Here is a 26,158-nt window from a genome sequence, read left to right as displayed (position 1 = left end):
TGGAGATAGGTAGGGCACTTGCAGGAGCTGGCTTGCTCGCCAAGATTGCGGCCATTTAGCGGGAATGGTGATTGGTTGGGTTTTCGCGAACAGGCTCGCTTCTACAGGGATTGCGATTCAATGCAGGAGTTTGTGGTGAGCGGGCTGGCGCCTTCGCGGACAAGCCCGCTCCCACAGGGATTTCGGGGGCCTTTAGCCCCGCGGCTCAGAGCAAATGCTGGGAAATCAATTTTGAGATTTCTACCATCGACGTCCTGCCGGTGAATTCGAACTTCACTCTCCCCAACGACGAAAAATAAATCTCCAGTTCCGAATCCAGGTCAAACGTCCCGGACGTTTCCACCGAATACGCAACGATGTTTTTGTACGGCAACGAGGTGAAGTCTTTCTTGCTGCCGGTGAGGCCCTGGACGTTGACGGCGATGATGCGTTTGTTGGTAAACACCACGCCATCGCGCATGGATTTGTAGGCGTCGATGACTTGTTCCCCGTCCAGTAGCAACGCGGTGACGCGTTCGGCGTACTCGTCGTTTTGCTTGAGTTTGAAGAAGCCTTTGTTGTTGAAATCAATCATCTGCTATTCCCTGTTTTTCAAATGAACATCTAAGCCGGATGCACGGGCAACACCACCAACGCTTCCAACCCGCCCTTTGATCGGTTACGCAGTTTCAATTCCCCGCCATGCTCCAACACTATCGCCCGCGCCGCCGATAATCCCAAACCAACACCGCCGGTGCTTTTGTTACGAGAGCCTTCCATGCGAAAGAACGGTGCAAAGACCTGTTCAAGGCTGGCCTCGGGAATACCCGGTCCACGGTCCAGGATTTTGATCCGCACCTGCCCAGCATTCGAAATCAGTTCAACCGCCGATTCAGTGCCGTACTTGATCGCGTTATCAAGCAGATTGGTAATCACCCGCTTAAGCCCCAACGGTCGCCCGAAGTACACCCACCGCAACGGTCCACTGAAAGCAATATCGACACCCTGATCCCGATAATCATCCAGCAACGTCTGCAGCAGTTCCGCCAGATCAAACTGAGTCGCCGGTTCTAGCCGAGCATCGTCGCGGAAGAACTCCAGCGCCGAGTTGATCATCGCCTGCATTTCATCCACATCACGAAACAGCCGCTGCTGTTGCTCGCTGTCTTCAATGAACTCGCCCCGAAGTCGCATCCGCGTCAGTGGCGCGCGCAGGTCGTGGGAGATGGCGGCAAGCATTTGCGTGCGGTCGCGGATGAAGTGCTGCAACTGGGCCTGCATGGCGTTGAACGCGAGGATCGCCTGACGGATTTCGTGGGGGCCGAGCGGTTCGATGGGCGGTGCACGGAAGTCTGCGCCGAAACGTCGGGCGCCTTCGGCAAAGCGCTGCAAAGGGGTGGCGAGGCGGCGGGTGGCGATCAGCGCGACCAGGGCGGTGGAGATCAGCACCAGAAGAATCACAATCAGGTAGCGTGGCACTTCGTCGAGGCCCCAGCTGCGCGAGGGCGCGGCGAACATCAGCCATGTCGAATCCGATAGCTCGATCAGCAGCGCGTAATGCGCGTCTGCCGTGTGCTCCGTCCAGTCGGCCGGTTCATAGGCTTCGATGCGCCGGCCCGGGGATTTGAGCATGGGCTGCAGGATGGTCGAGCCGATGTCGGACTTCGGATCGTCCACTGGCGGCAGATTGAGGTCGTGCCGATCAGGGTGCCAACTGACGGTGAAGCCGCTCTCGCTGGCGGCTTGCGCCAGTGGGTTACGCAGTGGCGCCGGGGCGGCCTCAATGATGCGGACGATGGCGGCGGCTTTTTCCAGCAAGCCGATTTCGGTCAATGACGGGCGCGCCCACACGCCGGCCAGTTGGATGAACAGCCCGTTGAGCACCAGTGAAATGAGCATGGCCAGGATGATCGTCAAAGCAATCCAGCGCGCCACCGTGTCTTGCGGCCAGTCTCGGCCGCGAACCCGCTTCAGCCAGCTCATCGCCGCGTCACGCTGGGCGTAAACAGGTAACCGCCATTGCGCACGGTGCGAATCATCGCCGGGCGCTTGGTGTCGGATTCGAGTTTGCGCCGCAAGCGGCTGACCTGAACGTCGATGCTGCGATCGAACGCCTCATGGCAATGCCCGCGCGCCAGGTCCAACAACTGTTCGCGGGTGAGGATGCGTTGCGGGTGTTCGACGAAGACCAGCAGCAAGTCGAATTCACCGGCCGAGAGCGGGATCATCACGTTGTCCGGCGAACGCAGTTCGCGGCGCGTGACATCCAGGTGCCAGTCGGCGAAGTCGATCAGCGGCCGTGGGCGCTCCTGCAATACCGAGCGTCGCTCATCCACGCGCCGCAGCACGGCGCGCACCCTGGCCAGCAGTTCACGGGCGTCGAAGGGTTTGGTCAGGTAATCATCGGCGCCCAGTTCCAACCCGACCACCCGATCACTGAGTTCACCCATGGCGGTCAGCATGATCACCGGTATGGCGTGTCGAATCCGCAGTTGCTGGCACAGGATCAGCCCGCTGTCGCCCGGCAACATCACGTCCAGAATGATCAGGTCCGGCGGCTGTCGTTCGATGGCCGCCCACAGCGACGCGCCGTCGGTGGCGGCCTTGACGCTGTAGCCGTGCTGTACAAAGAATTTTTTCAGTAGATCGAGGACCTCAAGGTCGTCGTCGACAATTAAAAGACTGTTCACCGAAGATCACTTAAGGGGCGAATGGAAGCGTCATCTAAAACCATTCACGGCGGCGCGTCATTTATTTCAATTGTGCAATAAAACGTCATCGCTGCAATAAACCAGACATCTTTGCGCAAGGCTTGGGGGCCAGCATCACGGCGAATTCCTCCCCCGAGACTCGCGTCCATGTTGCCTTTCAAATGTGCTCCCTGGCTGGCCCGCAACACTTCGATTGCCGTGTTGGCCGCAGGGCTGGCGGGTTGCAGCAGCCAGCCGCCGTCCAGCCCCAGCGTGACCTGCGCCGAAATCACCTATTCGGTGTACGACCCGGCGGAACCGTTCAATCGGGGCGTCTTCGCGTTCAATCGGGTAGTCGATGACTACGCCCTGGCGCCGGTCGCTCGCGGTTATCGCTACTTGCCGGACTTTTTCCAGACGGGTGTGCATAATTTCGTGGCGAACTTCGGCGAGCCCAAGGTCTTTATCAATGACCTGCTGCAAGGCAACCCGATGCGCTCGGTCAATACCCTGGGGCGTTTCGTACTCAACACCACGGTCGGCGTGGTGGGCTTGATTGACGTCTCCGGCATGGCCGGCATCCCGCGGCACGACGCGGACTTCGGCCAGACCTTCGGCGTGTGGGGCATCGCCAACGGCCCGATCGTCGAACTGCCGTTGTTCGGCACCTCCAACAGCCGCGATGCCGCCGGTCGCGTGCTCAGTTTTGTAGTGGATCCGTTTGGCAGCAACAGCGATACCGTGGACACGCTGTCCACTATCAACACGGTCGGCGGCATCGTCGATGGTCGAGCAGAAGCCTTGCCGCTGACTGACAGCCTGCAAAAACTGCCGGACTACTACAGCGCACTGCGCAACGTGGTCGCCGAGCATCGTGCCGCTTACGTCGCCGATGGCAAACAAGGCTCACCGGAGAAAACCAACCCTCAATGCACAGGAGCACCCGCCGATGGTTTCTGAACGCAATGGTCTGATTCTGCAGCAACGGCTGATCCAGCAAGACCCGGCCAATCTGCACTGTCGGGAGATCACCCTGCGCCTGTCACCCGACTGCCGCCAACTGGTGCTCAGCCGCTACACCGAACACTACGGTCCGGCGCTGGTGCGCTGGATCGAGCGTAGCCACACGGTGTCGGTGACCGATGTGTTCCGATGGCTGGTGGCCAATGGCGAGGTGGATGTCATGCAGGTCAGCCAGCGCTTATCACCGTCTCCAACACCCGCGCCACGCACTGCACCGCCACATCCTCATCTCGCCGTTTATGCCAGGCCAGATGCACCGCAAACCCCTCCACCTCAATCGGCGGTTCCACCGTGTGCAGCGCCTTGGCGATCGGCATCGACAGACACTGACTGGGCAGCATTGCAATCAAGTCCGACCCTGCCAGCAGATCCGGAACCATGACAAAACTCGGCACAACGATCCCGACTCGTCGCGACAGTCCCATTCCTTTCAACATCTCATCGAGTGGGCCCCAGGTTGCGCCCCGGCCAGACACCAGCACATGTGGATAACTCAACCAGCGGTCGAGATCGAAGTCTGCAATTGCAGGATGCCCGGCACGCATCGCCACCACAAAATGTTCGTGCAACAGCAGGCGTCGGGTGAAGTCGGGGCCAAGGCTCGGGAAGACGGACATGGCCAGATCACTTTGGCCGCGACTCAAGCTTTCCTGAGCCGCCTCGCCGCCCTGCCAGGGTTGAATCACCAGGTCGATCCCCGGTGCCAACTCCGCCAGGCGTTGGTGTAGCTGCCGCGCCACGATGATCGCCGGGAAGTCAGCCATGACGATGCGCACGGTTTGGCGCAGGGTGCTCAGGTCGGCATTGGCTGCGCCGACCAGCGTGCTCACCGAGCCCAATATCTGCTTCAGCGGGCTGCGCAAGGCCTGGGCCTTGGGGGTCAGTTGCATTCCGCCCGGCCCCCGTTCGAGCAGGCGGTCCTGGAACAGATGCCGGCAACGCTCCAGGGCATTGGACGCCGCCGGTTGTGACAGGCCGACACGCTCAGCGGCACGGGATACGTGGGCTTCGTCGAGCAACGCATCCAGCACGGTCAGCAGGTTAAGGTCCACGGAACGCAGATTCATTGAATCAATACCTAATTAGACAATTCATCCATTGGAGCAATTTATAGCACGCTGGCACGCTGGGGCTCCTTCACTTGAACAGGCCATGCCATGAACGACACCACGCTGATTCTGAGTTTTCACCCTGACCTGGGCCGTTCCCACGCCAACCGCGCCTTGCTCGATGCCGTGAAGGATCTGGAGGGCGTCTCCATCGTCGATCTGTATGGGCTTTATCCGACCGATGAAGTGGACATCGCTGCGGAAGTGCAACGCTTGTTATCGGCGCGACGGCTGGTGCTGCAATTTCCGGTGCAGTGGTATTCGACGCCGGCGCTGCTGAAAACCTGGCAGGACAGTGTGCTGACGCAGATGTACTACATCGCCTACGAAACTCAGGGCATGAAGCTTGAGGGACTGCCGGTCATGATTGCGGCCACCGCAGGTAACACGCCCGAGGCCTACAGCGAAACCGGCGTAAATCTGTTTCCCCTTGAGCAACTGCTGCAACCCTTGCGCGCCACTGCGCACCGCTGCCAATGGGCCTGGAACGATCCATTCCTGGTCTATCGGGCCAATAAACTGCCGGGCCCGGAACTGAACGTTATCGCCACTCACTACCGTGCCAGGATCGAGCAGTTTCAACGCGCCAATGCGTCACAAACACCGATAGAACAGGCGAACCGCAAGGTTACTCACGAGGCTTGACTGGTAACAGCGACCACCTGCGTTATCATCGCCGGCCTGTGCGCCAAGAGTCTTGAACCCGGATGTCCGAATCACTGCCACTGCCTGACGATTGCACTTCACTGCCACCGGTTCTGGTCGGGCCGCTGTTGCGGCGGCTGGAGCCTGCACGCCTGGTGTTGTGGCTTGTAGGATCGCGGGCGCTGTCCCTAACCCTGCGTCTGCAAAACCGCGATGACATCCGACTGGATGCCGGGCAGTGCACCGTTATCCCGGTCGGCACCCATGCTTTTATTCACTTGATCGATGTGCCGCTGGAGGCTGCACTGCCTTGCGACACGTTGATCGAGTACGACTTGCTGATCACCGAGGACGACGGCTCTGAGTCTGGCATCGCCGACTGGGCTCCGCACTTGCTGTACGGCGACGCCCGTTGCCCGAACTTCGTGCTGCGCTCGCGGATTGATCAACTGCTGCACGGCTCCTGCCGCAAACCGCACTTCCCGGCGCCCGATGGTTTGCTCTGTGTCGATCGCTTGTTGGCGACGGAGCACGAGGCGCAAGATCGCCCGGCACTGTTGATGATGAGCGGCGATCAGGTCTACGCCGACGATGTTGCCGGGCCAACGCTGCGGGCGATCCATGCCCTGATCGAGCGGCTGGGATTGTTCGGCGAACACCTCGAAGGTGCGGTGGTCAGCGACAGCGCCAAACTCTATGAACACGCCGCCAGTTACTACCATCGTGCGGATTTGTTACCGGCGCTGCAGAGCAACGAAACCTTGCGCGAGCGATTTTTCGGCGGGGCGCGTAAGCCGATTTTCACCAGCAGCAGTGCCGACAACCATCTGGTGACGTTCGCCGAAGTCATGGCCATGTACCTGCTGGTGTGGTCGCCGACGCCCTGGACGTTGATCGCGCCAAAACCGCCGAAATTGATTCCGGAAAGACGCGAACGTTATGCGTTGGAGCAAACACGCATCGATGGCTTCAAGGCCGGCCTTGGCGGCGTCGCCCGAGCGCTGGCGCATCTGCCGAGCCTGATGATCTTCGACGACCACGATATTACCGACGACTGGAATCTTTCCGCGCAATGGGAGGAAACGGCCTACGGCCATCCGTTCTCCAAACGCATCATCGGCAATGCGCTGATCGCCTACATGCTGTGTCAGGGCTGGGGCAATAATCCGGATGCGTTCGACGGCGTGCTGGAGAAAACCCGTTTATTGAGTGCCACCGGGCAGGACCGTTATCTGGACAGCGACGTTCAGGACGGCTTGATCGATGAACTGTTGAGTTTTCAGAACTGGCATTACGTGCTGCCCACCCGCCCGGCCATGGTCGTGCTCGACACTCGCACCCGGCGCTGGCGCAGTGAGATGACCCTCAAGCAACCCTCCGGCCTGCTGGACTGGGAAGCCCTCAGCGAACTGCAACAGGAACTGCTGGATCATCCGTCAGCGATCATCGTTTCGCCGGCGCCGGTGTTCGGCGTCAAACTGATCGAAACCGTACAGCGCGTCTTCAGTTGGTGCGGTTTTCCGTTGCTGGTGGATGCTGAAAACTGGATGGCCCATCGCGGCGCGGCCCAGGTGATCCTGAATATTTTCCGACACTCGCGCACACCCGGTAACTACGTGGTGCTGTCGGGCGATGTGCATTATTCCTTCGTCTATGAAGTACTGATCCGACACCGCAAGGCGGGTCCGCGAATCTGGCAGGTCACCAGCAGCGGCATCAAAAACGAATTCCCACCCGCGTTGCTCGAATGGTTCGACCGCCTCAACCGCTGGCTCTACTCGCCGCGCTCACCGCTGAACTGGCTGACCAAACGTCGGCGCATGCGCATTGTTCCGCATGTTCCCGAGCACGCTGAAGCCGGTGAGCGGCTGTGGAATTCGGCGGGAGTCGGGCAGGTGTTCTTTAATGAGAAAGGTCAGCCGCAGGATATTTATCAGCTGAATGCGGATGGTTCGCCGAAGACGCGGATGGTGGCGCCGGAGAATGAAGACTGAGGGTCACACGCAAAACCTGTGGGAGCGAGCCTGCTCGCGAATGCGGCATGCCAGTCACCATAGCAGTGACTGACAGATCGTATTCGCGAGCAAGCTCGCTCCCACAGTTGATTGGTGTTGCTTATGGACCTCACCCGAACGCTGATCATCGGCAACTCCGGCTCGGGCAAAAGCTGGCTGGCCGGGCGGTTGGCCGAACATCTGCAAGTGCCGAGGGTTGATCTGGATACCCTTCACTGGTTGTCCGACGAATGCAGCATCGCCCGCCCCCGAGCCGAGGCGCTGGGGATGGCACGGATCGCAGCGAGTGAAGAACGCTGGGTAATCGAAGGCGTTTACGGCTGGATAGTCAGCGAACTCATCCACCGGGCGACGGCGCTGATCTGGCTGTGTGTTGAAGAGGAAGAATGCGTCGCCAATATTCGCCAGCGAGAAGCCGGGCGTGATGACCATGACGAGTTGTTGATTGCCTTGCTGGAGTGGGCTGGCAGCTATCGGACGCGCGCAGGGTCCAGTGGATTTGCTGCGCATCAGCGGCTATTCGAAGGATTTATCGGTTCAAAACTTCAGTTGATGGACCGCCTTGAAATTACGGCTTTTGTACGCTCTATGCGAAAAACCAAATGATCTGGCGATCACTTTGGAAAAGGCTCTGCGGCCAGTTCCAAAACAATTGATGAAACCGCTTACCTTTTAAGCTCGAAAGAAAATGCGAAACGATTGCTCAAGTCGATCGCTAACTTATGGGCTGGAAAGCTGATGGCACTGAAGGAGACACCAATCCTGTAGGAGCTGCCGAAGGCTGCGATCTTTTGATCCTGGCGATTCCAGCTCCGCCGACAATCAAGATCAAAAGATCGCAGCCTTCGGCAGCTCCTACAGGGGGATCGTGAGAGCCCGAGATATTCAGGCCGCTTTCACCGCCCGACAAACCCCTCTGACAATCATCTCCACTTCCCGCTCATCAATCGTCAGCGGCGGTAGCAGGCGGATGGTCTTGCCCCGTGTCACGTTGATCAGCAAACCGTGATCCCGTGCGGCGATCAATGTCAGGTCGCGAATCGGCTGCTTGAGTTCGATACCGATCATCAAGCCTTGGCCGCGAATCGCCAGGACGTTCGGGTCGTCCGCCAACTCAATGCGCAATCTGGCCAGCAAACGTTCGCCCTGCAGTTTCGCGTTTTCCAGCAGGCCCTGTTCTTCGATGATTTCCAGCACGGTGCACCCGACTCGGCACGCCAGTGGATTGCCGCCGAAAGTGCTGCCGTGGCTTCCGGGGGTGAAGAGATAGGCGGCTTTGCCCCGGGCCAGGCAAGCGCCGATGGGGATACCGTTACCGAGGCCTTTGGCCAGAGTCATCACGTCCGGGACAATGCCTTCGTGCTGGAACGCAAACCATTGGCCAGTGCGGCCGATGCCAGTCTGGATTTCGTCGAGCATCAGCAACCAGGCGCGCCGGTTGCACAGTTCGCGCACGGCGTTGAGATAACCGGGCGGCGCCAGTTGCACGCCGCTTTCGCCCTGAATCGGCTCCATCAAAATGGCCACGATGCGCGGGCCGTGGGCTTGCTGCACCTTGTCCAGCGCCTTGAGGTCGCCAAACGGCACTTTGACGAAATCCCCCGGCAGTTCATTGAAACCCAGGCGCACGGCAGGACCATCACTGGCGGACAACGTGCCGAGCGTGCGGCCATGGAAAGCGTTCTCCATAACCACCACCAGCGGCTGCTCGATACCTTTGTGCCAACCGTATAACCGCGCCAGTTTCAATGCAGTCTCGTTGGCTTCGGCACCGGAGTTGTTGAAGAACGCCCGCTCCATGCCCGCCAACCGCGTGAGTTTCTGCGCCAGCCTCTGCTGCCAGTCGATGCTGTAGAGGTTGGAGGTGTGCAACAGCAGGCCGGCCTGTTCACTGATGGCGGCAACGATTTTAGGGTGGGAATGACCGACATTGGTCACCGCCACGCCCGCTACCGCGTCCAGGTATTCACGACCGGCCTGATCCCACAGGCGTGTGCCCAGGCCCTTGTTGAAACTCAGGGCCAAGGGTTGGTAAGTGCTCATCAGGCAGGCGGCGGTCATGACATCAGGCTCCATCAATTGTCGGTGTTTTTGCAGTATGGTTAGCCACCTGAACTGGATAAACGCTGCAACACTTCAATCATTTTAAAGTCGAGCTTGATAATGGATTTGTTCCAGGCAATGACTGTTTACGTAAAAGTAGTGGAGGCCGGCAGCATGACCGGCGCCGCTTCGCAGTGCCAAATGTCCACGACCATGGTCGGCAATCATCTGCGAGCGCTGGAGCATCGCCTGGGTGTGCGCTTGCTCAACCGCACGACACGACGCCAGCGCCTGACGGAATTCGGTACGGCTTACTATCAACGCTGTCTCGAAGTACTGGGGCTGGTAGCCGATTCCGAACGCCTGGCCGAGCAGGCCCTCGACGAGCCGAGCGGCACTCTGCGCATCACTGCTCCACTGACGTTCGGCACCGAAAAACTGGCGCCGGCGCTGAGCGAATTCGCCCTGCTTTGTCCGCGCGTCAAACTGGACGTAGTCCTTACCAACCGGCGCCCGGACTTGCTCGAAAATGGTTTCGACGTCGCTTTTCGCTTGGGCTTTACCGAACAGACAAACCTTATTGCTCGCCCACTTCTTCCCTACACCCTGACCATGTGTGCATCACCGAAGTACCTGGCGCGTCGAGGCGTACCGGAAAAACCTGATGACCTGCAACACCACGACTGCCTGTCCTTTGCCTATCCCGCTGGCGATGACTGGCACTCAGTGGAAAAACAATGGCGCCTGAGTGGCCCTGAAGGCGAAGTCGCTGTAGCGGTCAATGGCCCGATGCTGATCAACAGCTCGGCAGGGCTGCATCAGGCGGCGCGAACCGGCATGGGCATCGTGATGCTGCCGGATGCGTTGGTGGAGCAAGATCTCAAGGATGGAAAACTGATGGCCTTGATGCAGGGTTATCAGCTGCCGAGCCGACCAATGAATCTCATGTACGCCCAGGACCGCTACCGGCTGCCGAAGCTGCGTAGTTTCGTCGACTTCGCGTTGCAGATGTGGGGTCAGTACTAGCCGGTTCAATACGCCATGGACTAATCTCCTCGGCAGGCGGAACACGTTGATATCAGTGCGGCAGGGAGAGCGGTGATGGGTGAGGCATCGAATATCGAGCCGTTGAAATTCAATTTGTCTGATTTGAATGAAGACATGCTGCACACCATTCTGGAACTGGTCAGCGATGGCATCTGGGACTGGAACGCCAATACCGGCTTCGTCTACCGCAATCCGGGTTGGTACGAGATGCTCGGCTACGCCCCGCACTCCCTCGACAACTCAGTGTTCACCTGGGAAAACGTCATCCACCCTGACGATTACCAGCAGGTCATGGCGCTGTTTGATGACTACCTGAATCAACGATCGCCCGGCTATCAGGCCGAGTATCGCTGCCGCATGCACGATGGCACTTACACCTGGATCGAAGATCGCGGCTACGTACTGGCACGTAATGCCGACGGCTCGGTGGCACGAATGGTCGGTGCGCACCGCAGTATCGAAGACAAGAAACGCCTGTTCGAAGAGCTTGAACGGCGTAATCAATCCCTCGAAGCCATCGTCGAAGAACGCACGCGAGAGTTATCCCGGGTCAATCACCAACTGCAGATTCAACTCGAAGAAAACCGCAAACTGGCGGAAACCGACACCCTGACCTCAATCGCCAACCGCTATCGCCTGGAAAAAGCCCTGCCCCAGGAATGCGACCGCGCCCAACGGTTTCGACAGCCGCTGTCACTGATCGCCATGGACATCGATGACTTCAAGAACATCAACGACCACTACGGCCACGCCTTGGGTGATGCCGCGTTGGTGCAGGTGGTCGAGGGCGTGAAAAAATGCGTACGCGACGGTGACCTGCTGGCGCGTTGGGGCGGCGACGAGTTCATCATGCTCCTGCCCAATACCCCCTTGGCCGCTGCCAGGGCCCTCGCCGAGAAAATACGCGATGCCCTGGCAAACTTGCCGCCGGTGGGGGACTTTCAAGTGACCATGAGTTTTGGCGTGGTTCAGCGCTTTGAAGAAGAACAGCAGACCGGACTGCTGGCCAGGGCTGATCAGGCGCTGTATCGGTCGAAGATAGCGGGCAAAAATGTGATTTCGGGATGAGGGCCATGCCCTCTTCCTCTATTCACATCCCCGCCTTCACCAACACCGGTTTTTCCTGATACCGCTGCGGATACAGCTGCTTCAACTGCGCCACCTTCGGTAGATCGTTGATCACGATGTATGGATAGGTCGGATGCTCGGTCAGAAAGTCCTGATGCTCCTCTTCCGCTGGGTAGAAGCCGTTGTAGGTTTCCAGTTTGGTGACAATCGGTTTGTTGAATGAATGTGCGGCGTCGAGCTGGGCGATGTAAGCCTGAGCCACGCGTTGCTGTTCACTGCTTTGCAGGAAAAGCGCCGACCGATACTGGGTGCCGGTGTCCGGTCCCTGACGATTGAGTTCGGTCGGGTTGTGGGCCACCGAGAAGTAGATTTGCAGCAAGGTGCCATAGCTGACCTGAGCGGGGTCGAAAGTGACTTCTACAGATTCCGCATGACCGGTATCGCCATCGCTGACCCGTTCATATCGAGCGGTATCGGCAGCACCGCCGGCGTAACCAGAGACGGCTTTTTTCACACCTTTGACATGCTGGAACACCCCTTGGACGCCCCAGAAGCAACCGCCAGCAAAGACCGCGGTTTCGCTGCGAGCCTGGGTAATTTCGTCGAGGGTCGGTGGAGGGATGATGGCCGCTTCCTCAGCGGCGCCGAAAGAGAACGCCGAGCATTGGCCGATGACGCCAGCGGCGACCAGCCCCAACAGGGCGCGGCGCCAGGTGAACGAGGTTTTCATGGGGCTAACTCCTGGAAAAATGAAAGGGCGATCAACCGAACGTAAAGGCATACGCCGAGACACCCGGATCGAGAAACTCGATGCTGAAGGTTCGGTCGGTCACACCACCGGGCTGGCGCACCAGTTGATACAAGCGCTGCTCGGTCACGCTGCCGCTGCCATCGGGCGCTACGTCCGTGCCGTGGGCATCGCCCGGGGCTTTGCCGTCAATCAGCACTTTGAAACGCACCGGTTTACCGTCGGCGCCGGGACCCAGCACCAGATGCAAGTCGCGAGCGTGGAAGCGATAGACGATGCGACTGGCCGGTGCACTTGAAGTGGCCCGCTCCGAACCGACATTCCACTGACCATCCAGGCTCCAGTCGTTGAGTGCCAATTGCGACGGTGGGCTGTAGGTCGTCACCTTGTCGGACACGAGGCTGGTTTCAGGGACAAAATGCTCCGAACGCTGGTAGCCGACATAGGTTTCCGGCGATTGCACTTCGTTCATGTCCGGCGCGAGTTGAACCCCCTCGGCGTTGGCATTGATCAGGCCATCGGCCACCTTCGCGGCACCCGCCTCACGCAGCAGTTGCTGGATGACCCGCTCTGATTCGGCGTAATCGCCTTCACCAAAGTGGTGATAACGAATGCGGCCCTGCGCGTCGGCAAAATAGTGGGCCGGCCAGTACTCATTGTTGAAAGCACGCCAGATCCTGTAGTCGTTATCGATCGCCACCGGGTAGTTGATGCCCAGGTCTTTCATGGCTTTGGTGACATTGCCTACATCCCGCTCGAAGGCAAACTCCGGTGCATGGACGCCGATCACCACCAGGCCCTGATCGCGGTACTTCTCGGCCCAGGCCTTCACATACGGCAGGGTTCGCAGGCAGTTGATGCAGGAGTAGGTCCAGAAATCCACCAGCACGACTTTGCCTTTCAATGCCTGCGCCGTAAGAGGTGGCGAGTTGAGCCATTGCACCGCGCCGTCCAGCGGTGGGAGGTTGCCCTCAATAGGCAACGTGCCCGGCGCCTTGTCAGCCGCTTTCATCGCACCGCCGGGGTCTCGCGCCATCATCGCACCGCCAGCGCTGGGTGACTTGCCGGCCAATCGCCCCACCAGCGCCTGCTCGATTCCGCCGGTGGATGCCGTCGAAACCCGCGCCAGAATCCCGGTATCCAGCCCCAGGGCAATCGCCGTCACACCGGCCAGCATCGCAGCCCCCAGACCTCGACGCACCCACTCGCCAGCACCGATGGAACGCTTCATCGCTGCGAACACTTTACCGCCCAGCAGCAGCGCCACGGCAAGGGAGGTGGCAGCACCTGCTGCGTAGGCCAGCAACAACAACGTGGTCGCGATGCTTGCCCCTTGCAACGCCGCCCCGGTCAGCACCAAGCCCAGAATCGGCCCGGCGCAGGGCGCCCAGAGCAGTCCCGTGGCGACGCCGATCAGGAATGACGCGCCGGGACGCGGCCGGGCATCGGCACCCGCGGCTTCCGACAACCGACTGCCCGCCGCCACCAGTGGGCGCGTCAATCGCTCGGCCAATCGCGGCAACAACAACGTCAGCCCGAACAGTGCAACAAACAGCAACGCGAGCCAGCGGCCGTACTGATTGAGTTGCACCACCCAACCACCGCCGACCGCTGCCAACGAAGCAACCAGCGCGAAGGTCAGCGCCATCCCCGCCAGTAGCGGCAAGCCACTTTTCATGAACGGCTGCCCGGTGCGAGCGAAGACGAACGGCAGGACCGGCAAAATGCACGGGCTGACAATCGTCAGCACACCACCGAGATAAGCGAGAACCAGAAGCCACATAGCGTCGACCTGCAAAAAGTGAGTGAAAGGATCAAGCCGCCTGCGGTTCGAAGGTCAGTGCCAGACCGTTCATGCAGTAACGCAGACCGGTGGGCTTGGGCCCGTCGTCGAAGACATGGCCCAGATGACCGCCACAACGTCGGCAGTGCACCTCTTCGCGCAACACGCCGAAGGATCGGTCCTGACGGGTGGCCACGGCCTTGTCCAGGGGTGCCCAGAAACTCGGCCAACCGGTGCGGCTGTCGAACTTGGTGGCGGAGAAAAACAGCGGCAGATCGCAGCCGGCACAGGCGAACGTACCGTCACGGTGCTCATTGTTCAGCGCGCTGCTATAGGCCCGTTCGGTGCCTTCTTCACGGAGGATTTCGTACTGCTCGTCGCTCAAAATGGCGTGCCATTCGCTGTCGCTGTGGGTCACCTCAAATACCTGCGCCGCACTGGCATCACTGATCAGCACGGAACTCGCGGAAAATTTTGGCAATACACCGATTGCCAGGGCTGCAACCCCCAGCCCACCGCTCGCCCAAAGAAATTGCCGTCGTGAAAACATGGTCGTCTCCGAAAAATCCAGGTGCCTGACATGGAACACAGCCTAGGCTTGGGTTGATCGCCAAATCCTCACGGAGAGTTAAACAATTCGTGATAACTCAGGCCCCGAAAAACCCGCACAATGCGCTCATTGCGCCGAAGGATTGAGCTGGATGGAACAGACCAAACGTGTCCTCGTGGTCGAGGACGACCTGCATATCGCCGACCTTATCTGCCTGCATCTGCGCGATGAGCAGTTCGAGGTGGTGCACTGCGCCGACGGCAATGAAGGCATGCGACTGCTGCAGCAAGGAAGCTGGGATGCACTGATCCTCGACCTGATGCTGCCCGGCGTCGACGGCCTGGAAATCTGCCGCCGCGCCCGCGCCATGACCCGTTACACACCGATCATCATCACCAGCGCGCGCTCCAGCGAAATGCACCGGATTGTCGGGCTCGAACTGGGCGCCGACGATTACCTGGCCAAACCTTTTTCCATGCTCGAGCTGGTAGCCCGGGTCAAAGCACTGCTGCGGCGGGTCGACGCCATGGCCCGCACCCTGAAAATGGACGCCGGCAGCCTGATCACTGATGGCCTCTCCATCGACCCGATCACCCGCGACGTATCCCTCGACGGACGCCGCCTCGACCTCACGCCACGGGAGTTCGACCTGTTGTATTTCTTCGCCCGTCAGCCCGGCAAAGTGTTCTCGCGCATGGACTTGCTCAACGCTGTGTGGGGTTACAGCCACGAAGGTTATGAGCACACCGTCAACACCCACATCAACCGCTTGCGCGCGAAGATCGAGACCGATCCGGCACAACCGGTACGCATCCTCACGGTGTGGGGTCGTGGCTATAAATTCGCGGTCAGGGAGGAGCAGCCATGAGGCTGACCCTGACTCAACGCCTGTCTCTGGTATTCGCCGTGCTGTTGCTGGTGTGCTGCGGCACCTCGGCGTGGATGCAGGTGCGCTCCAACCAGATGCATGAACAGGAAGTGGTGCAAGGGCTGTCGCGGGATCTGGCCCAACACATCGCCCGTGACACGGTGCTGATGGACACCAAAGGCCTGATGCCCGATGCCGTGCGCAATTTGTTCAGCCAGCTGATGCGGGTCAACCCCAGTGTCGAGGTCTATCTGCTCAACACCGAGGGCAAGATTGTCGGCAGCGCCGCCCCCGAAGGTCGGATTCATCGGGAGCGGGTCGACCTCGCGCCCATCCAGCGCCTGCTCAAGGGCGATGCCCTGCCGATTCTCGGCGACGACCCGCGCAGCATCGATGCTCGCAAGGTGTTCAGCGCCGCACCGTTGAAGGTCGACGGCAAGCCGGTTGGGTATCTCTACGTGGTGTTGCTCGGCGAAGACCACGATCGCCTGGCTGAACGGGGCGCTACCAGCGCGGCACTCAATACCGCCCTGTTGTCCATCGGGCTGGTAGCGTTGCTGTGCCTGATCGCCGGTCTCACGGCATTTGCGCTGATCACCCGACCTTTGCGTCGTTTGACCGAAACCGTCAGCCAGTTCGACATCGATGGCATCCCGGTCACGCCGCCTGCATCAGCACCGGTGGAAAAAGCCGCCAGCCACGATGAAATTGCCGTGCTCGACGCAGCCTTCCGGCAGATGCAAGCGCGCCTCAGTGAACAATGGCGCTCGCTGACCCGCCAGGATCAGGAGCGCCGCGAACTGGTGGCAAACATTTCCCATGACCTGCGCACGCCACTGGCCTCGCTGCATGGTTACCTGGAAACCCTGTCGCTCAAGGACGCCACGTTGTCCCCCGCCGACCGCCGTCGCTACCTGGGCATCGCCCTGGATCAAAGCCGCAAGGTCGGAGGTCTGGCGCAATCACTGCTGGAACTGGTGCGCCTGGAACACGGCTTCGTACAACCGGTACTGGAGCGCTTCTCCCTGACCGATCTGGTGCAGGACATCTTCCAGAAATTCGAACTCACCGCCGAGGCGCGCCAGGTCGAACTGAAGGCCAGCTTCGCCCCCAACGTGGCAGCCGCCTGCGCCGACCTGGGGCTGATCGAACGGGTGCTCACCAACCTGTTCGACAATGCCCTGCGCCATACCCCTCAGGGCGGAGAAATTGAACTGAGCCTGCGTCCACAGGGACAATTTGTCGAAGTCACCGTCAGCGACACCGGTCCCGGCATCGCTCCCGAACTGCGCGAGGGCCTGTTCCTGCGTCCGTTCAACATTGGCGGCGCACGGCGCGATGGCGGACTGGGGCTGCGAATCGTCCACCGGATCCTGCAATTGCACGGCCGCGAAATCCAGCTGATCGATGTTCCCGGACGCGGCGCGACCTTCCGCTTCTCGTTACCGCTGGATGAGCAAACGGCAGAGCAATGGGCGGTTCGGTCGATGAATCTGAATTCGCTGGGCAAATAGCCGGCGGCTCCAGCCGCAGCAACGGCTAAAACGCCGGGCGCTCAATCAGGTTTTATCCGGTGTTCCTGATCACTGAAGACCGCCCCTCTGTAGGAGCTGGCGAAGCCTGCGATCTTTTGATCCTGATCTTCAACAAATCCAGCATCGCCACAGATCAAAAGATCGCAGGCTTCGCCAGCTCCTACGGGTGGCATACAGGTGGAATTCGGGCAGATATTTCCCCCGTTCGCCTGTTCATCCGTGACAACGCAGCGCAGGTCCAATAGATTAGGCGGCCTGAAAAGGCCCTGTGCTTTCTCGCCTCAATCCAAGTTAAAAGAAGTAGTGAAATTTCAATGTCCGATTCCAATACCGCTGAATCCGTAGTCACCTTGTCGTCCAAAGCGGAATACGAAAACTCCATCAATCTTTCACAGCACGTGCCCCAGGCCAAGACCATCAGCGAGATGGTCCTGGACGCTTTCCAGTCTACCCGGGAAAGCGACCAGCTCCGCGAGCTGCGCGCCGCGATTCGCCAGGCTCACGATCGCTTCGACGACGATAAAGCCTACGAACTGATGGGCGAACTCAAGCAACTCAAGGACGCCGAGGCTGCCGATATTGCGGCCCTTGAAGACCTGAGCAGCAAATTCCCGATCAGCCGCATTCTGTCCAGCTTCAAGGACGACCCGGCGTTTCAGGAAATCGTCTACGGTCTGGCGCTGAAATTGCTGAACCAGACCCACCAGGCGATCAGCAACCCAACCAGTGGCAAGAGCAAAGCGGCTCGTGCCAAGAAAGACGCCGAAGTGTTCACCATCAGCAAGGACGGCATCAGTGTCACGCTGCCGCTGCGCACCCCGCGTTCACGACTGAACGTTGACCGTAAGGCCCTGGAGTTCCTGGGCTTCACCTTCGTGGGCGAAGGCGATGAAGCGGAGCTGGAGAGCGAGACGTTCCTGGACAATGCCGGGGCCGAACAAGCGGTTAACCGCAAAAACATCATTACCGCGCTTCAGCAGCAAACCGCGTTCGATGGCTACAGCATCGCCGCGCAGTAACACGACCTATCAGCAGCGCCTCGGGCGCCACTGACCTAAAAGCCCCGCCCTAGAGCGGGGCTTTTTATTGCCCGTGATTCCGGCAAAAGCGCGATTACTCTCACAGTATCGACACCAGAAAAACACTTCCCTTAACCCTTGAGCACCACGGGTCCGCCTGCGGGGAGCGTCAACTCACTTTCCAGCCCAAGACTTCAGTGGTGCGATTGCTGAGGTCATCATGCACACGCTCCCCTTGTATCGTCAGCTAGCCAACCACTACCTCGACGCGATCCGCAGCGGCACCTTGAAAACCGGCGAACGGTTCCCCTCCATTCGGCTGATGATGGAAAAACACGCCGTCAGCCTGTCAACCGCGGTGCAGGTGTGCCGGGAACTCGAGGTCTATGGCGTTCTCGAAGCCCGGCCGCGCTCCGGCAACTACATTCGCCAGCCCGACACATTGCCCAAACCTGCGGCGATCGCGCCTCCCCCGCCCCTCGACACCGGCGTCTACGTCGGCATTCACGAACAGGTGTCATCGGTACTCAAGGCCAGCCAGCGTGCGACGATCAAGGTCAATTTCGCCAGTGCCTACTGCGCGCCGGAACTCTATCCGTTGAAAACCCTGCAGGATCATATGATCAAGGCATTGCGCCAGGATCAGCATTTGCTCGGCGCACAGGGTTCGACCTGCGGCAACAGCACATTGCGCAGCATCCTTGCCCGACGGGCGCTGACCGCCAAGGCCAGCCTGACCGCGGAGCGGATTGTGATCACCAACGGCGCGACCGAAGCCATCAACCTGGCCTTGCGCGCGGTCACCCAACCCGGCGACACCGTGGCCGTGGAGTCGCCGACCTTTTACGGTTTGCTGCAAATTCTCGAAAGCCTGAACCTGCGGGTGCTGGAAGTCCCCGCGACCACTCACTCGGGGATCAATCTGTTTGCCCTCGAACAACTGTTGCAAGGCCCCGAACGGGTTCAGGCGTTGATCGTCATTCCCAACCTGCAAAACCCGCTGGGCAGCATCATGCCCGACGCCAACAAGGCGCGCCTGGTGCAACTGTGTGCCGAGTACAACACGGTGCTGATTGAGGACGACACCTATGGTGACCTGGTAGATACCGAGCAGCCGTTGTCCACACTCAAACATTGGGACCGCACCGACAACGTGATCTATTGCGCCTCGCTGAACAAAACCCTGGCACCGGGCATGCGTCTGGGCTGGATCAGCGCGGGGAAATGGCACGACCGCGTGGAAATGCTCAAGCACACGCAGACACGGGGCTGCGAAGTGTTGTCGCAACTGGCAGTCAGTGCATTCATGAGGACACCGTCCTACGAGCGTTACCTGCGTCGGTTGAGGAAAATCCTGACGCAACAACGCCAACAGACGAGCGCGGCGATCACGCGCTATTTCCCCCCAGGCACCAGCGTGACCAATCCTCGAGGAGGCACGTTATTGTGGGTGGAACTGCCTCGCCACCATTCATCCATGGCGTTTTTTCATGAGGCATTGAAGGCCGGCATCCAGATTTTGCCTGGGGATATCTTTTCCAACGCCAAGCGCTTCGATCACTTTGTGCGGATTGGTTGCGGTGCGCCGTATTCACCGCGGATCGATGACGCGCTGGCGACCTTGGGCCAACTACTCAAAAACCAAGGCTAGGTACACCTCCGTGTAGGAGCTGCCGAAGGCTGCGATCTTTTGATCTTGAACATCAAAATCAAAAGATCGCAGCCTTCGGCAGCTCCTACACGGGGCGGGGGCGTTCAGAATGGCTTTTCGTGCAGGCAGATGATGTGCGGGTCGTCATTCCAGTGCGGGAAGCGTTCGGCGATCAGAGGATCGTGGCCTGGAATGACGTGGTCTTCGCTGTCGGCCAGACGGTCGATTTCGATGAACGCTTCAAGCGTCTGCGCCAGATCATCCAGAATCGGAAACGGACTGCGCTCACGGATGTTTACCCACAGATGCGCAGCATCCGAGGCCAGAACGATCCACCCCCGCTCGGTATTCACCCGCACCACCTGGCTACCGGGTGTATGCCCGCCCACCGGGTGCAGTGTCACACCGGGAATCACCTCGACACTGCCGGTGTGCAGGCGCATCCGCCCTTCAAACAGCGGTGGCAGCGCCGACATCACATCGTCGACCTCGTAGGTTTTGTTCACCGTGCGATGGGCCATTTTCGGCCCGGTGCAGAAGCGCAATTCCGCTTCCTGCAAATGCACCGTGGCTTTTGGAAACAACCCCAGATTGCCAGCATGATCCCAGTGCAGATGGGTCAGGATCAGGTTGTCGACCTGTGCCGGATCAATGTCCAGTTGGCGTAGGGATTCTTCCGGCAGGCGATACATCTGACGGTTGCGCCGATCCGCCGTGGCCGGTTGAAAACAGGTATCGACCACAATCACTTGCTGCTCGTTGCGAATGACCCAGAAGTAATAGTCCAGCGGCATGGACGCATTCGGATCACCGCAGCACGCGTCGTAAAGAAAGTTCTCCCGAGCGGTGCGCTGGGCATTGGCGCCGACACGGATGGCGAACACTTCGTACACAGGAACGGACATGGGCACCTCCTGATTCAGGCCACAGCGGTAGCTTTGAGGGTCGGACGGAAGTCGAAATCGATCTCGTCGGTAATACCCAGATCCTGAGCCAGACGATGCAAGCCACTGTAGTCACGCATGATCGTGGCGTTCTTGTTGCTCTCCCGGGTGTCGGCGATGATCAGCGAGGCCTCCTCAACCCCCAGTTGCGTCAGAATCGCCTCCCACATCGAGTAGTCCTGGGCGACAAAGGCACTCAGCGCAACCGACAACGTCTGTGCGAAAAATGCCCGTTGGGTCGGCTGCATATTCGCGTACATGACCTTGGCCACTTCAGCGAGAATCTTGCTGTGGGCATATTCGTCGCGGTTGTGCAGCTCGGCCACGCGACGGTTTTGCGGTTGAATGCTCTGGTCGTCGGCCAGCAGATCCAGATAAGCGTTGACGCTGATCTCGGCCACCACCGCAAACGTGATCGCGGCCAGGTCGCGCTGCCACTGCTCGGGCAGTTCCTCACGCAGGGCGATCAGCCGCAGGTAGGTCACCGATGGCGGCAAGTCCAGATCCTGATCGAGCGCCCGCTCTTCCTTGGTTCGCTCAATGGCCCGCAGGTGCATGAGCGTGTGGTAGTGCTCGTCGATCAGCGTCTGCTGCATCGCCTCGCGAAAATGCCAGTCGTTCTTGCCCAGGTACTGATTGGCGATGACGCTCAGCGCCGGGTTCACCACATGCTCTTCGGCCGTCACCGTGCGCAGGTTGTAGCCGATCCAGCCCCAGGTCACCACGGTGCTTTTGAGTTCATCGCTCAGGGCCTGGAATTTCGGGTGATGGAAAAACGGCACCATGCACTCCGGATAATCCGGGCGTGTCGGATCAAACGCTTCGCTGACTCCAGCCTTGTCCGGAGCACAGACTGTGGCTCTTTTAGTCCACGCCTGATTCAGGCGTATCACCAGTTGATGATCGACCTTGGCGATCTCGATTGCAGTTTGCATGACGCGATACCTGTAGGGCGCGTACCCGCCATGGGGTACGCCAATGGAAGAGTGGGCGACGGATGAATCAGGCCAGCCAGTAGCGGGTCAGGTTTCGCGCCGGGTCAGTGTAACGACTGCGGGCGTGGATCATTCGCCAGTTGTCCCAAATCAGCATGCACCCGTCGGGAATCAGCACCGGGGTGTTGTGCTGCACGAAGTACGCCTCGCCCAGGACGGCAAACCTGGCCAGTGGCGACGCGCTGTTGGCGACCTGGGAAAGAAGCAGGGCCTCCTTGGAAGGATTCACGTCGCCGTAGTGAAACTGGTTGTAGCTGAAGCGGAAAATGTCCCCGTCCTCTGTAGGCGTCAGGATGTACTCCTTGACCCGGGTTTGCGCCGCCTCACCCGGTTTGGCGGTGGCGACGAACTCCACGGGGGTGTCGTCGATCCATTCACGCAACTCGGGCTCGGTGCGTTCGAGGAACGCCAGGAATTCATAACCGTCCACCAACCCTGTGTGCCCGCCACCGCACGTGGCCTGTTGATGACAATGCAACGCCAGGTAGCGCGGCGGCGGTCCGTACACCGGCGCTTCGGTGTGCGGGCCGATGCCGTTCATGCTCTGGGAGTACGGCAAGTCTTCGTACCCCGGCTTGCGGGTGATGGCGAAAGCGGTCTGCCCGTTGAATTGCGGAAGGACCGGGCCGAACTCATGCAGCGTGCCGAGCACATCGTCAGCGAACTCGTCCGGCGTCAGCACTGTCCAGCCTCGCGCCGACAATTCTTCATGGCGGTGGCCCAGTGCAACGTAAGGTTTAGACGCAACAATCCCTTGATCTGACATGGTGAAGTTCCTGGCTGTTTATCAGGCGTTGACGGTTGAGGTGTAGGCGGTAATGAATTCGCTGCAGGCGCGGCCCGGTCGATAGCGCTGGTGATCGATGCTCTGCACGGGCGTGATTTCGGCGGCGGTGCCGGTGAGAAAACACTCGTCGAAGTCGCCAAGCTCCGTAGGAACAATGGTTCGCTCCACCACCTGGTAATCCAGCGCCCTGGCCAGTTCGATGACAGTCTGGCGGGTGATGCCGTTGAGGAAGCAATCGGGCACCGGGGTGTGCAGCGTCCGGCCTTTGACGAAGAACACATTGGCGCTGGTGGCTTCGGCGACGTTGCCGCGCCAATCGAGCATCAAGGCATCGTGGTAACCGCTGTTCTCGGCATCGTGCTTGCTCAGTGTGGCGATCTGATAATGCCCGGACGCCTTGGCTTCGAAGGGGCTGCTGCTCGGTGGCGGACGACGCCACTCGGCGGTCTTCAAACGAATGCCGGCCATGTGCCCTGCCGGGTCGAAATAGCTGGGCCATTGCCAGCAGGCGATCGCCACATGGACGCTGTTGAAGCGGGCCGAGGTAGAAATCATTTCACTGCCACGCCAGGCCACCGGCCGCAGATAGCCGTCGACTACATTGTTGCGTTGCAGCAGTTCATGGCTGGCCGCCTCCAGTTCGGCGAGCGCATAGGGGATGGCAAAGTCCATCAACTGCGCCGAGCGATACAGCCGCTCGCTGTGCTCACGCAGCTTGAAGATCTTGCCGTTATAGACCCGCTCCCCTTCATACACCGTGCTCGCGTAGTGCAGACCGTGGGTCAGCACATGCAGCCGGGCCTGGGACCACTCGACGAACTCGCCGTCGAGCCAGATGAAACCTTCTCGCTGATCAAACGGAATGCCACTCATATCCCTATCTCCTAATGAATCGTCCTACGCCGTTTCGAGCAGGACCGGTATCAATTCAGGCGCAGCCACAGGTTCGGGCTGAAAGAAGAACAAGCGCTCGCCGAACGCCGGCCGCAACTCATCGAACCAGGTCGCTTGCGGATCGAATCGCGCATAAAACGTGCGCAACACCCATTGCGGGTCACGGGCCTGGAGGAACTGCAGCACGAAGACTTTTTCCCCGGCGACGGTTTCGATGCCGTTGATCAGCACCTTGCCGTAGAAGGTGCTCATGGATGGCCCGCGCACCGTGCGCGCCAACCCGGACACCGTGCGGTAAGCCGCCTGAAAAATATCGAACGCCCGGGCCAGCGGCATCGCGAAGTAATGACTGGGCCCGGTATCGCGCTCCACAAACATGTAATAAGGCACCGCCCCGAGTCGTACGCCTTCGGTCCAGAGCGCGGCCCAATCAGCGGGGTTTTCGTTGATGTGCCGAATCACCGGTGCCTGCATGCGCAAGGTCGCCCCGGTGGAACGAATGCGCTCGATGGCCTGACGGGCGATGTCCTGGTGGATCTCCACCGGGTGGTTGTAGTGCCCCATGACCGACAGGTTTTTCCCCGCTGCGACGATCCGTTTAAACAGTTCGAGCAGCTCGGGCGCGTCCTTGTCACTGACAAACCGTTGCGGCCAATACGCCACGGACTTGGTGCCGATGCGGATGCTTTTGAGGTGTGGCAGCTCCAGCAGCGGCTCGATGTAACCGGCCAGCGAACGGGTGTTCATGATCATCGGATCACCACCGGTGATCAGCACGTCGGTGACTTCGGGGTGCACCCGCAAGTAATTCACCAGCTCCTGGGATTCACGCGCGTTGAACTTGAGTTCTTCCTCGCCGATAAACTGCGCCCAGCGGAAACAGAACGTGCAGTAGGCGTGACAGGTCTGACCGGCGCCGGGGAAAAACAGCACGGTTTCGCGATACTTGTGCTGAATGCCCGACAGGACTTTTCCGTCGAGGGTCACGCCGTTGTGTGTCAGCTGCCCGGCCGGGTGCGGGTTCATGCGCAGCCAGATCGCCTCGATCCTGCGTTTGATGGCCACGGCGTCATCCAACTCGATCAATTGCTTGAGCGACGCGTACTCGTCCGGCAACAGCATGTCCTTGTGGGGAAAGGTCATGCGGAAGATCGGATCGTCCGGGATGTTGCTCCAGTCGATCAGCGTGCTCAGGACGTATTCATTGGTGCGAAACGGCATGACCCGGGCGACCACGGTCATGGCTTCCTGCAATGCCGGCGTCAGTTTCTGCCAGTACGGCGTCTCGCGGATGGTGCGTGAGTTATAGGGTTTGTATCTTTCCTGCTCCGACATTCCCTGCATGGCAACGCTCCTGGTGATTGCCTGGGATGGTTACTGAACGGCCGGCGCTACGCGCTCTATGTCCATCCATGCCCGAACGCTGTCGAGATCCCATTGCCGACGGACATAGGCCTCCAGCCGCGCGGGAACCTGATCACCATTGGCGACCAGTCGGTTGAGCATGATCGCCAGGTCGGTGTCGGCAATGCTCCAGTCACCGAACAGGTGATCCGCGCCCTCCTCCAGCAACCGATCGGCCACAAAGAACAGTCTTCCTGCGGCGGCCAGGGCGTCGTCGGACAGCGGGGTATCTTTTTTGCCGAAGTAAATGAGATCGGCCGGACGCTCTTTGCGAATCACCAGCAAATCACTGCGCAGCCAGGCCTGGAGTTGACGAGCGCGGGCGCGTTGCTTGATGTCCAGCGGGAATAGTTTTGTATGCCCTGGCGCCACTTCCTCCAGGTATTCGGCAATGGCCGAAGATTCCGACAGTGCAAAACCCTGGTGAACCAGCGTGGGGATCTTGCAGGTCAGCGATACATCACGATAACTCGCTTGATAGTTCTCACGCGATTTCAAATCCAGCGTAACAAGTTCAAATGAAAGTTGTTTCTCCTTAAGCGCCACAAATGCCGACATTGCAAAAGCACTGACAAAATCCGCGCCAACATACAGTTTAAGCTTCGTACTTTCCATAGAACGCTCCCTTGCATTAACCACATTAATCCGTTGCATTGGAAGCGATCGTAGTAAGTTGATTAAGCGCTGAACAGATACAGAAATTATTTGTTTCTATCGATACAGAAGTTCAAAAAAGCAAATCGCCAGGAGGGTTCGAGAGGGAATGACAGAAAAGAAAAAGGGAGTCAGCGAACGCGGACTCCCTGGTGTGCAGCGCGGGATTACAGCTGGCGGGTGATCAGGTCACGGCGGTAGCGGCATGGGAGAGCAGCGCCATTTGCGGCATGTTGCTCATGTTCAGCATGGCCAGCGGCTCAGTGGCGCTGGTGTTGACGAAACCGTGCCGGGTCCAGGCCGGCACCAGCAACACGTCGCCGGGGCAGACGCTCACTTCATCGGCATCGCCCAGGGTCAACGTGCCGCTGCCGGACTGAATGATGAACAGGTGCCACCACGAATGGGCATGGCCATTGAGCGCCGAGCCCGGTTTCAACCATTGCATGGACACCGCCATCCCTGGCGTCAACTTGCAACCTTCGATGCTGTTGTCGTGGGCCAGCGCGACAATATCGATATCGGTGGCCTCAAGGTTTTTACGCATATCGTTAAGTTCACCCGCTTTCCACACCCGTGCACTGACCGGCGGCTGGTGCAAACTCTGGCGAAAGTCCTGATAGGGAAAAAACGCACCTTGAACGTTATTCATCCGCGAGTTCCAACTTATCTTGTCGACTTGAATGAGCGAACCTTAGGCCAACAAT

Annotated in this window: 26 protein-coding genes; 11 read left to right on the top strand and 15 right to left on the bottom strand. The window is 59.6% G+C overall.

Annotated elements, in window-relative coordinates; genetic code table 11:
• Positions 1-205 precede the first annotated feature (205 nt).
• From ACYZUD_RS29105 to ACYZUD_RS29095, 3 genes are read right to left on the bottom strand one after another with little or no spacing between them, the layout of a single operon-like run.
• Positions 206-574: a PH domain-containing protein gene (locus ACYZUD_RS29105; protein WP_462021289.1), complete on the bottom strand. Its 369-nt coding sequence runs from the start codon at positions 572-574 to the stop codon at positions 206-208.
• Between the two features lie 29 nt (positions 575-603).
• Complete coding sequence (locus tag ACYZUD_RS29100) at positions 604-1,962, bottom strand: ATP-binding protein (RefSeq protein WP_462021288.1); 1,359 nt, start codon at positions 1,960-1,962, stop codon at positions 604-606.
• Positions 1,959-2,669, bottom strand: a complete 711-nt coding sequence (locus ACYZUD_RS29095; RefSeq protein WP_462021287.1) for a response regulator — start codon at positions 2,667-2,669, stop codon at positions 1,959-1,961. The genes ACYZUD_RS29100 and ACYZUD_RS29095 overlap by 4 nt, the downstream gene beginning before the upstream one ends.
• 168 nt (positions 2,670-2,837) lie before the next feature.
• Here ACYZUD_RS29095 and ACYZUD_RS29090 point away from each other — a divergent pair, with 168 nt between their 5' ends.
• A complete protein-coding gene (locus ACYZUD_RS29090) occupies positions 2,838-3,629 on the top strand; it encodes an MlaA family lipoprotein (protein WP_462021286.1) in 792 nt (263 codons plus the stop codon).
• Between the two features lie 230 nt (positions 3,630-3,859).
• Here ACYZUD_RS29090 and ACYZUD_RS29085 read toward each other — a convergent pair whose 3' ends face one another.
• On the bottom strand, positions 3,860-4,759 hold the full coding sequence (locus ACYZUD_RS29085) for a LysR family transcriptional regulator (RefSeq protein WP_462021285.1): 900 nt from the start codon (positions 4,757-4,759) through the stop codon (positions 3,860-3,862).
• A gap of 90 nt (positions 4,760-4,849) precedes the next feature.
• Here ACYZUD_RS29085 and ACYZUD_RS29080 point away from each other — a divergent pair, with 90 nt between their 5' ends.
• The 3 genes from ACYZUD_RS29080 to ACYZUD_RS29070 all read left to right on the top strand — a co-directional run bounded on the left by ACYZUD_RS29080 (position 4,850) and on the right by ACYZUD_RS29070 (position 8,067).
• Positions 4,850-5,446 (top strand): NAD(P)H-dependent oxidoreductase, encoded by a 597-nt coding sequence (locus ACYZUD_RS29080; protein WP_462021284.1) that lies wholly within the window; start codon positions 4,850-4,852, stop codon positions 5,444-5,446.
• Positions 5,447-5,508: 62 nt separating this feature from the next.
• Positions 5,509-7,440: an alkaline phosphatase D family protein gene (locus tag ACYZUD_RS29075; RefSeq protein WP_462021283.1), complete on the top strand. Its 1,932-nt coding sequence runs from the start codon at positions 5,509-5,511 to the stop codon at positions 7,438-7,440.
• Positions 7,441-7,563: 123 nt separating this feature from the next.
• Positions 7,564-8,067: a P-loop NTPase family protein gene (locus ACYZUD_RS29070; RefSeq protein ID WP_462021282.1), complete on the top strand. Its 504-nt coding sequence runs from the start codon at positions 7,564-7,566 to the stop codon at positions 8,065-8,067.
• Positions 8,068-8,346: 279 nt separating this feature from the next.
• Here the strand turns inward: ACYZUD_RS29070 and ACYZUD_RS29065 are convergent, their stop codons facing one another.
• The gene (locus tag ACYZUD_RS29065; protein ID WP_462021281.1) at positions 8,347-9,522 is read right to left on the bottom strand and encodes an acetylornithine/succinylornithine family transaminase; all 1,176 of its coding nucleotides are present in this window, start codon (positions 9,520-9,522) and stop codon (positions 8,347-8,349) included.
• Positions 9,523-9,624: 102 nt separating this feature from the next.
• On the opposite strand from ACYZUD_RS29065, the gene ACYZUD_RS29060 reads away from it, so the two are divergent.
• Positions 9,625-10,530, top strand: a complete 906-nt coding sequence (locus tag ACYZUD_RS29060) for a LysR family transcriptional regulator (RefSeq protein WP_462021280.1) — start codon at positions 9,625-9,627, stop codon at positions 10,528-10,530.
• 75 nt (positions 10,531-10,605) lie between these two features.
• Entirely contained in the window at positions 10,606-11,619 is a 1,014-nt protein-coding gene (locus tag ACYZUD_RS29055; RefSeq protein ID WP_462021279.1) for a sensor domain-containing diguanylate cyclase, read from the top strand.
• A 22-nt stretch (positions 11,620-11,641) separates the two neighbouring features.
• On the opposite strand, the gene msrA is transcribed toward ACYZUD_RS29055, so the two are convergent.
• The 3 genes from msrA to msrB are packed head-to-tail and all read right to left on the bottom strand — an operon-like array spanning position 11,642 to position 14,700.
• On the bottom strand, positions 11,642-12,349 hold the full coding sequence (msrA, locus tag ACYZUD_RS29050) for a peptide-methionine (S)-S-oxide reductase MsrA (RefSeq protein ID WP_462021278.1): 708 nt from the start codon (positions 12,347-12,349) through the stop codon (positions 11,642-11,644).
• Between the two features lie 31 nt (positions 12,350-12,380).
• Positions 12,381-14,150, bottom strand: a complete 1,770-nt coding sequence (locus ACYZUD_RS29045) for a cytochrome c biogenesis protein DipZ (RefSeq protein WP_462021277.1) — start codon at positions 14,148-14,150, stop codon at positions 12,381-12,383.
• A 31-nt stretch (positions 14,151-14,181) separates the two neighbouring features.
• Complete coding sequence (gene msrB, locus ACYZUD_RS29040; RefSeq protein WP_462021276.1) at positions 14,182-14,700, bottom strand: peptide-methionine (R)-S-oxide reductase MsrB; 519 nt, start codon at positions 14,698-14,700, stop codon at positions 14,182-14,184.
• 151 nt (positions 14,701-14,851) lie between these two features.
• Here msrB and ACYZUD_RS29035 point away from each other — a divergent pair, with 151 nt between their 5' ends.
• The 5 genes from ACYZUD_RS29035 (at position 14,852) to ACYZUD_RS29015 (ending at position 19,773) form a co-directional block, all read left to right on the top strand.
• The gene (locus tag ACYZUD_RS29035) at positions 14,852-15,568 is read left to right on the top strand and encodes a response regulator transcription factor (RefSeq protein ID WP_462021275.1); all 717 of its coding nucleotides are present in this window, start codon (positions 14,852-14,854) and stop codon (positions 15,566-15,568) included.
• Positions 15,565-17,082 (top strand): sensor histidine kinase, encoded by a 1,518-nt coding sequence (locus tag ACYZUD_RS29030; RefSeq protein WP_462021274.1) that lies wholly within the window; start codon positions 15,565-15,567, stop codon positions 17,080-17,082. The genes ACYZUD_RS29035 and ACYZUD_RS29030 overlap by 4 nt, the downstream gene beginning before the upstream one ends.
• A 59-nt stretch (positions 17,083-17,141) precedes the next feature.
• Positions 17,142-17,348: a hypothetical protein gene (locus tag ACYZUD_RS29025; protein WP_462021273.1), complete on the top strand. Its 207-nt coding sequence runs from the start codon at positions 17,142-17,144 to the stop codon at positions 17,346-17,348.
• A gap of 69 nt (positions 17,349-17,417) precedes the next feature.
• Positions 17,418-18,122, top strand: a complete 705-nt coding sequence (locus ACYZUD_RS29020) for a hypothetical protein (RefSeq protein ID WP_462021272.1) — start codon at positions 17,418-17,420, stop codon at positions 18,120-18,122.
• Positions 18,123-18,342: 220 nt separating this feature from the next.
• On the top strand, positions 18,343-19,773 hold the full coding sequence (locus ACYZUD_RS29015; RefSeq protein ID WP_462021271.1) for an aminotransferase-like domain-containing protein: 1,431 nt from the start codon (positions 18,343-18,345) through the stop codon (positions 19,771-19,773).
• A gap of 104 nt (positions 19,774-19,877) precedes the next feature.
• Here the strand turns inward: ACYZUD_RS29015 and ACYZUD_RS29010 are convergent, their stop codons facing one another.
• The 7 genes from ACYZUD_RS29010 to ACYZUD_RS28980 form a co-directional block, all read right to left on the bottom strand.
• Positions 19,878-20,678 (bottom strand): N-acyl homoserine lactonase family protein, encoded by an 801-nt coding sequence (locus tag ACYZUD_RS29010; protein WP_462021270.1) that lies wholly within the window; start codon positions 20,676-20,678, stop codon positions 19,878-19,880.
• 14 nt (positions 20,679-20,692) lie between these two features.
• On the bottom strand, positions 20,693-21,652 hold the full coding sequence (locus ACYZUD_RS29005) for a diiron oxygenase (protein WP_462021269.1): 960 nt from the start codon (positions 21,650-21,652) through the stop codon (positions 20,693-20,695).
• 67 nt (positions 21,653-21,719) lie between these two features.
• Positions 21,720-22,478 (bottom strand): TauD/TfdA family dioxygenase, encoded by a 759-nt coding sequence (locus ACYZUD_RS29000; RefSeq protein WP_462021268.1) that lies wholly within the window; start codon positions 22,476-22,478, stop codon positions 21,720-21,722.
• Between the two features lie 21 nt (positions 22,479-22,499).
• Entirely contained in the window at positions 22,500-23,372 is an 873-nt protein-coding gene (locus tag ACYZUD_RS28995; RefSeq protein ID WP_462021267.1) for a branched-chain amino acid aminotransferase, read from the bottom strand.
• 24 nt (positions 23,373-23,396) lie between these two features.
• Positions 23,397-24,737, bottom strand: coding sequence for a KamA family radical SAM protein (locus ACYZUD_RS28990; protein WP_462021266.1), 1,341 nt, complete (start codon positions 24,735-24,737; stop codon positions 23,397-23,399).
• 30 nt (positions 24,738-24,767) lie between these two features.
• Entirely contained in the window at positions 24,768-25,412 is a 645-nt protein-coding gene (yfcF, locus tag ACYZUD_RS28985; protein WP_462025128.1) for a glutathione transferase, read from the bottom strand.
• 223 nt (positions 25,413-25,635) lie between these two features.
• Positions 25,636-26,103, bottom strand: coding sequence for a cupin domain-containing protein (locus ACYZUD_RS28980; protein WP_462021265.1), 468 nt, complete (start codon positions 26,101-26,103; stop codon positions 25,636-25,638).
• Positions 26,104-26,158 lie beyond the last annotated feature (55 nt).

The sequence above is a fragment of the Pseudomonas sp. XS1P51 genome (assembly GCF_054897845.1).
The sequence above is the reverse complement of the archived record's forward strand: the minus strand, read 5'-3'. Positions and strand labels throughout refer to the sequence as shown.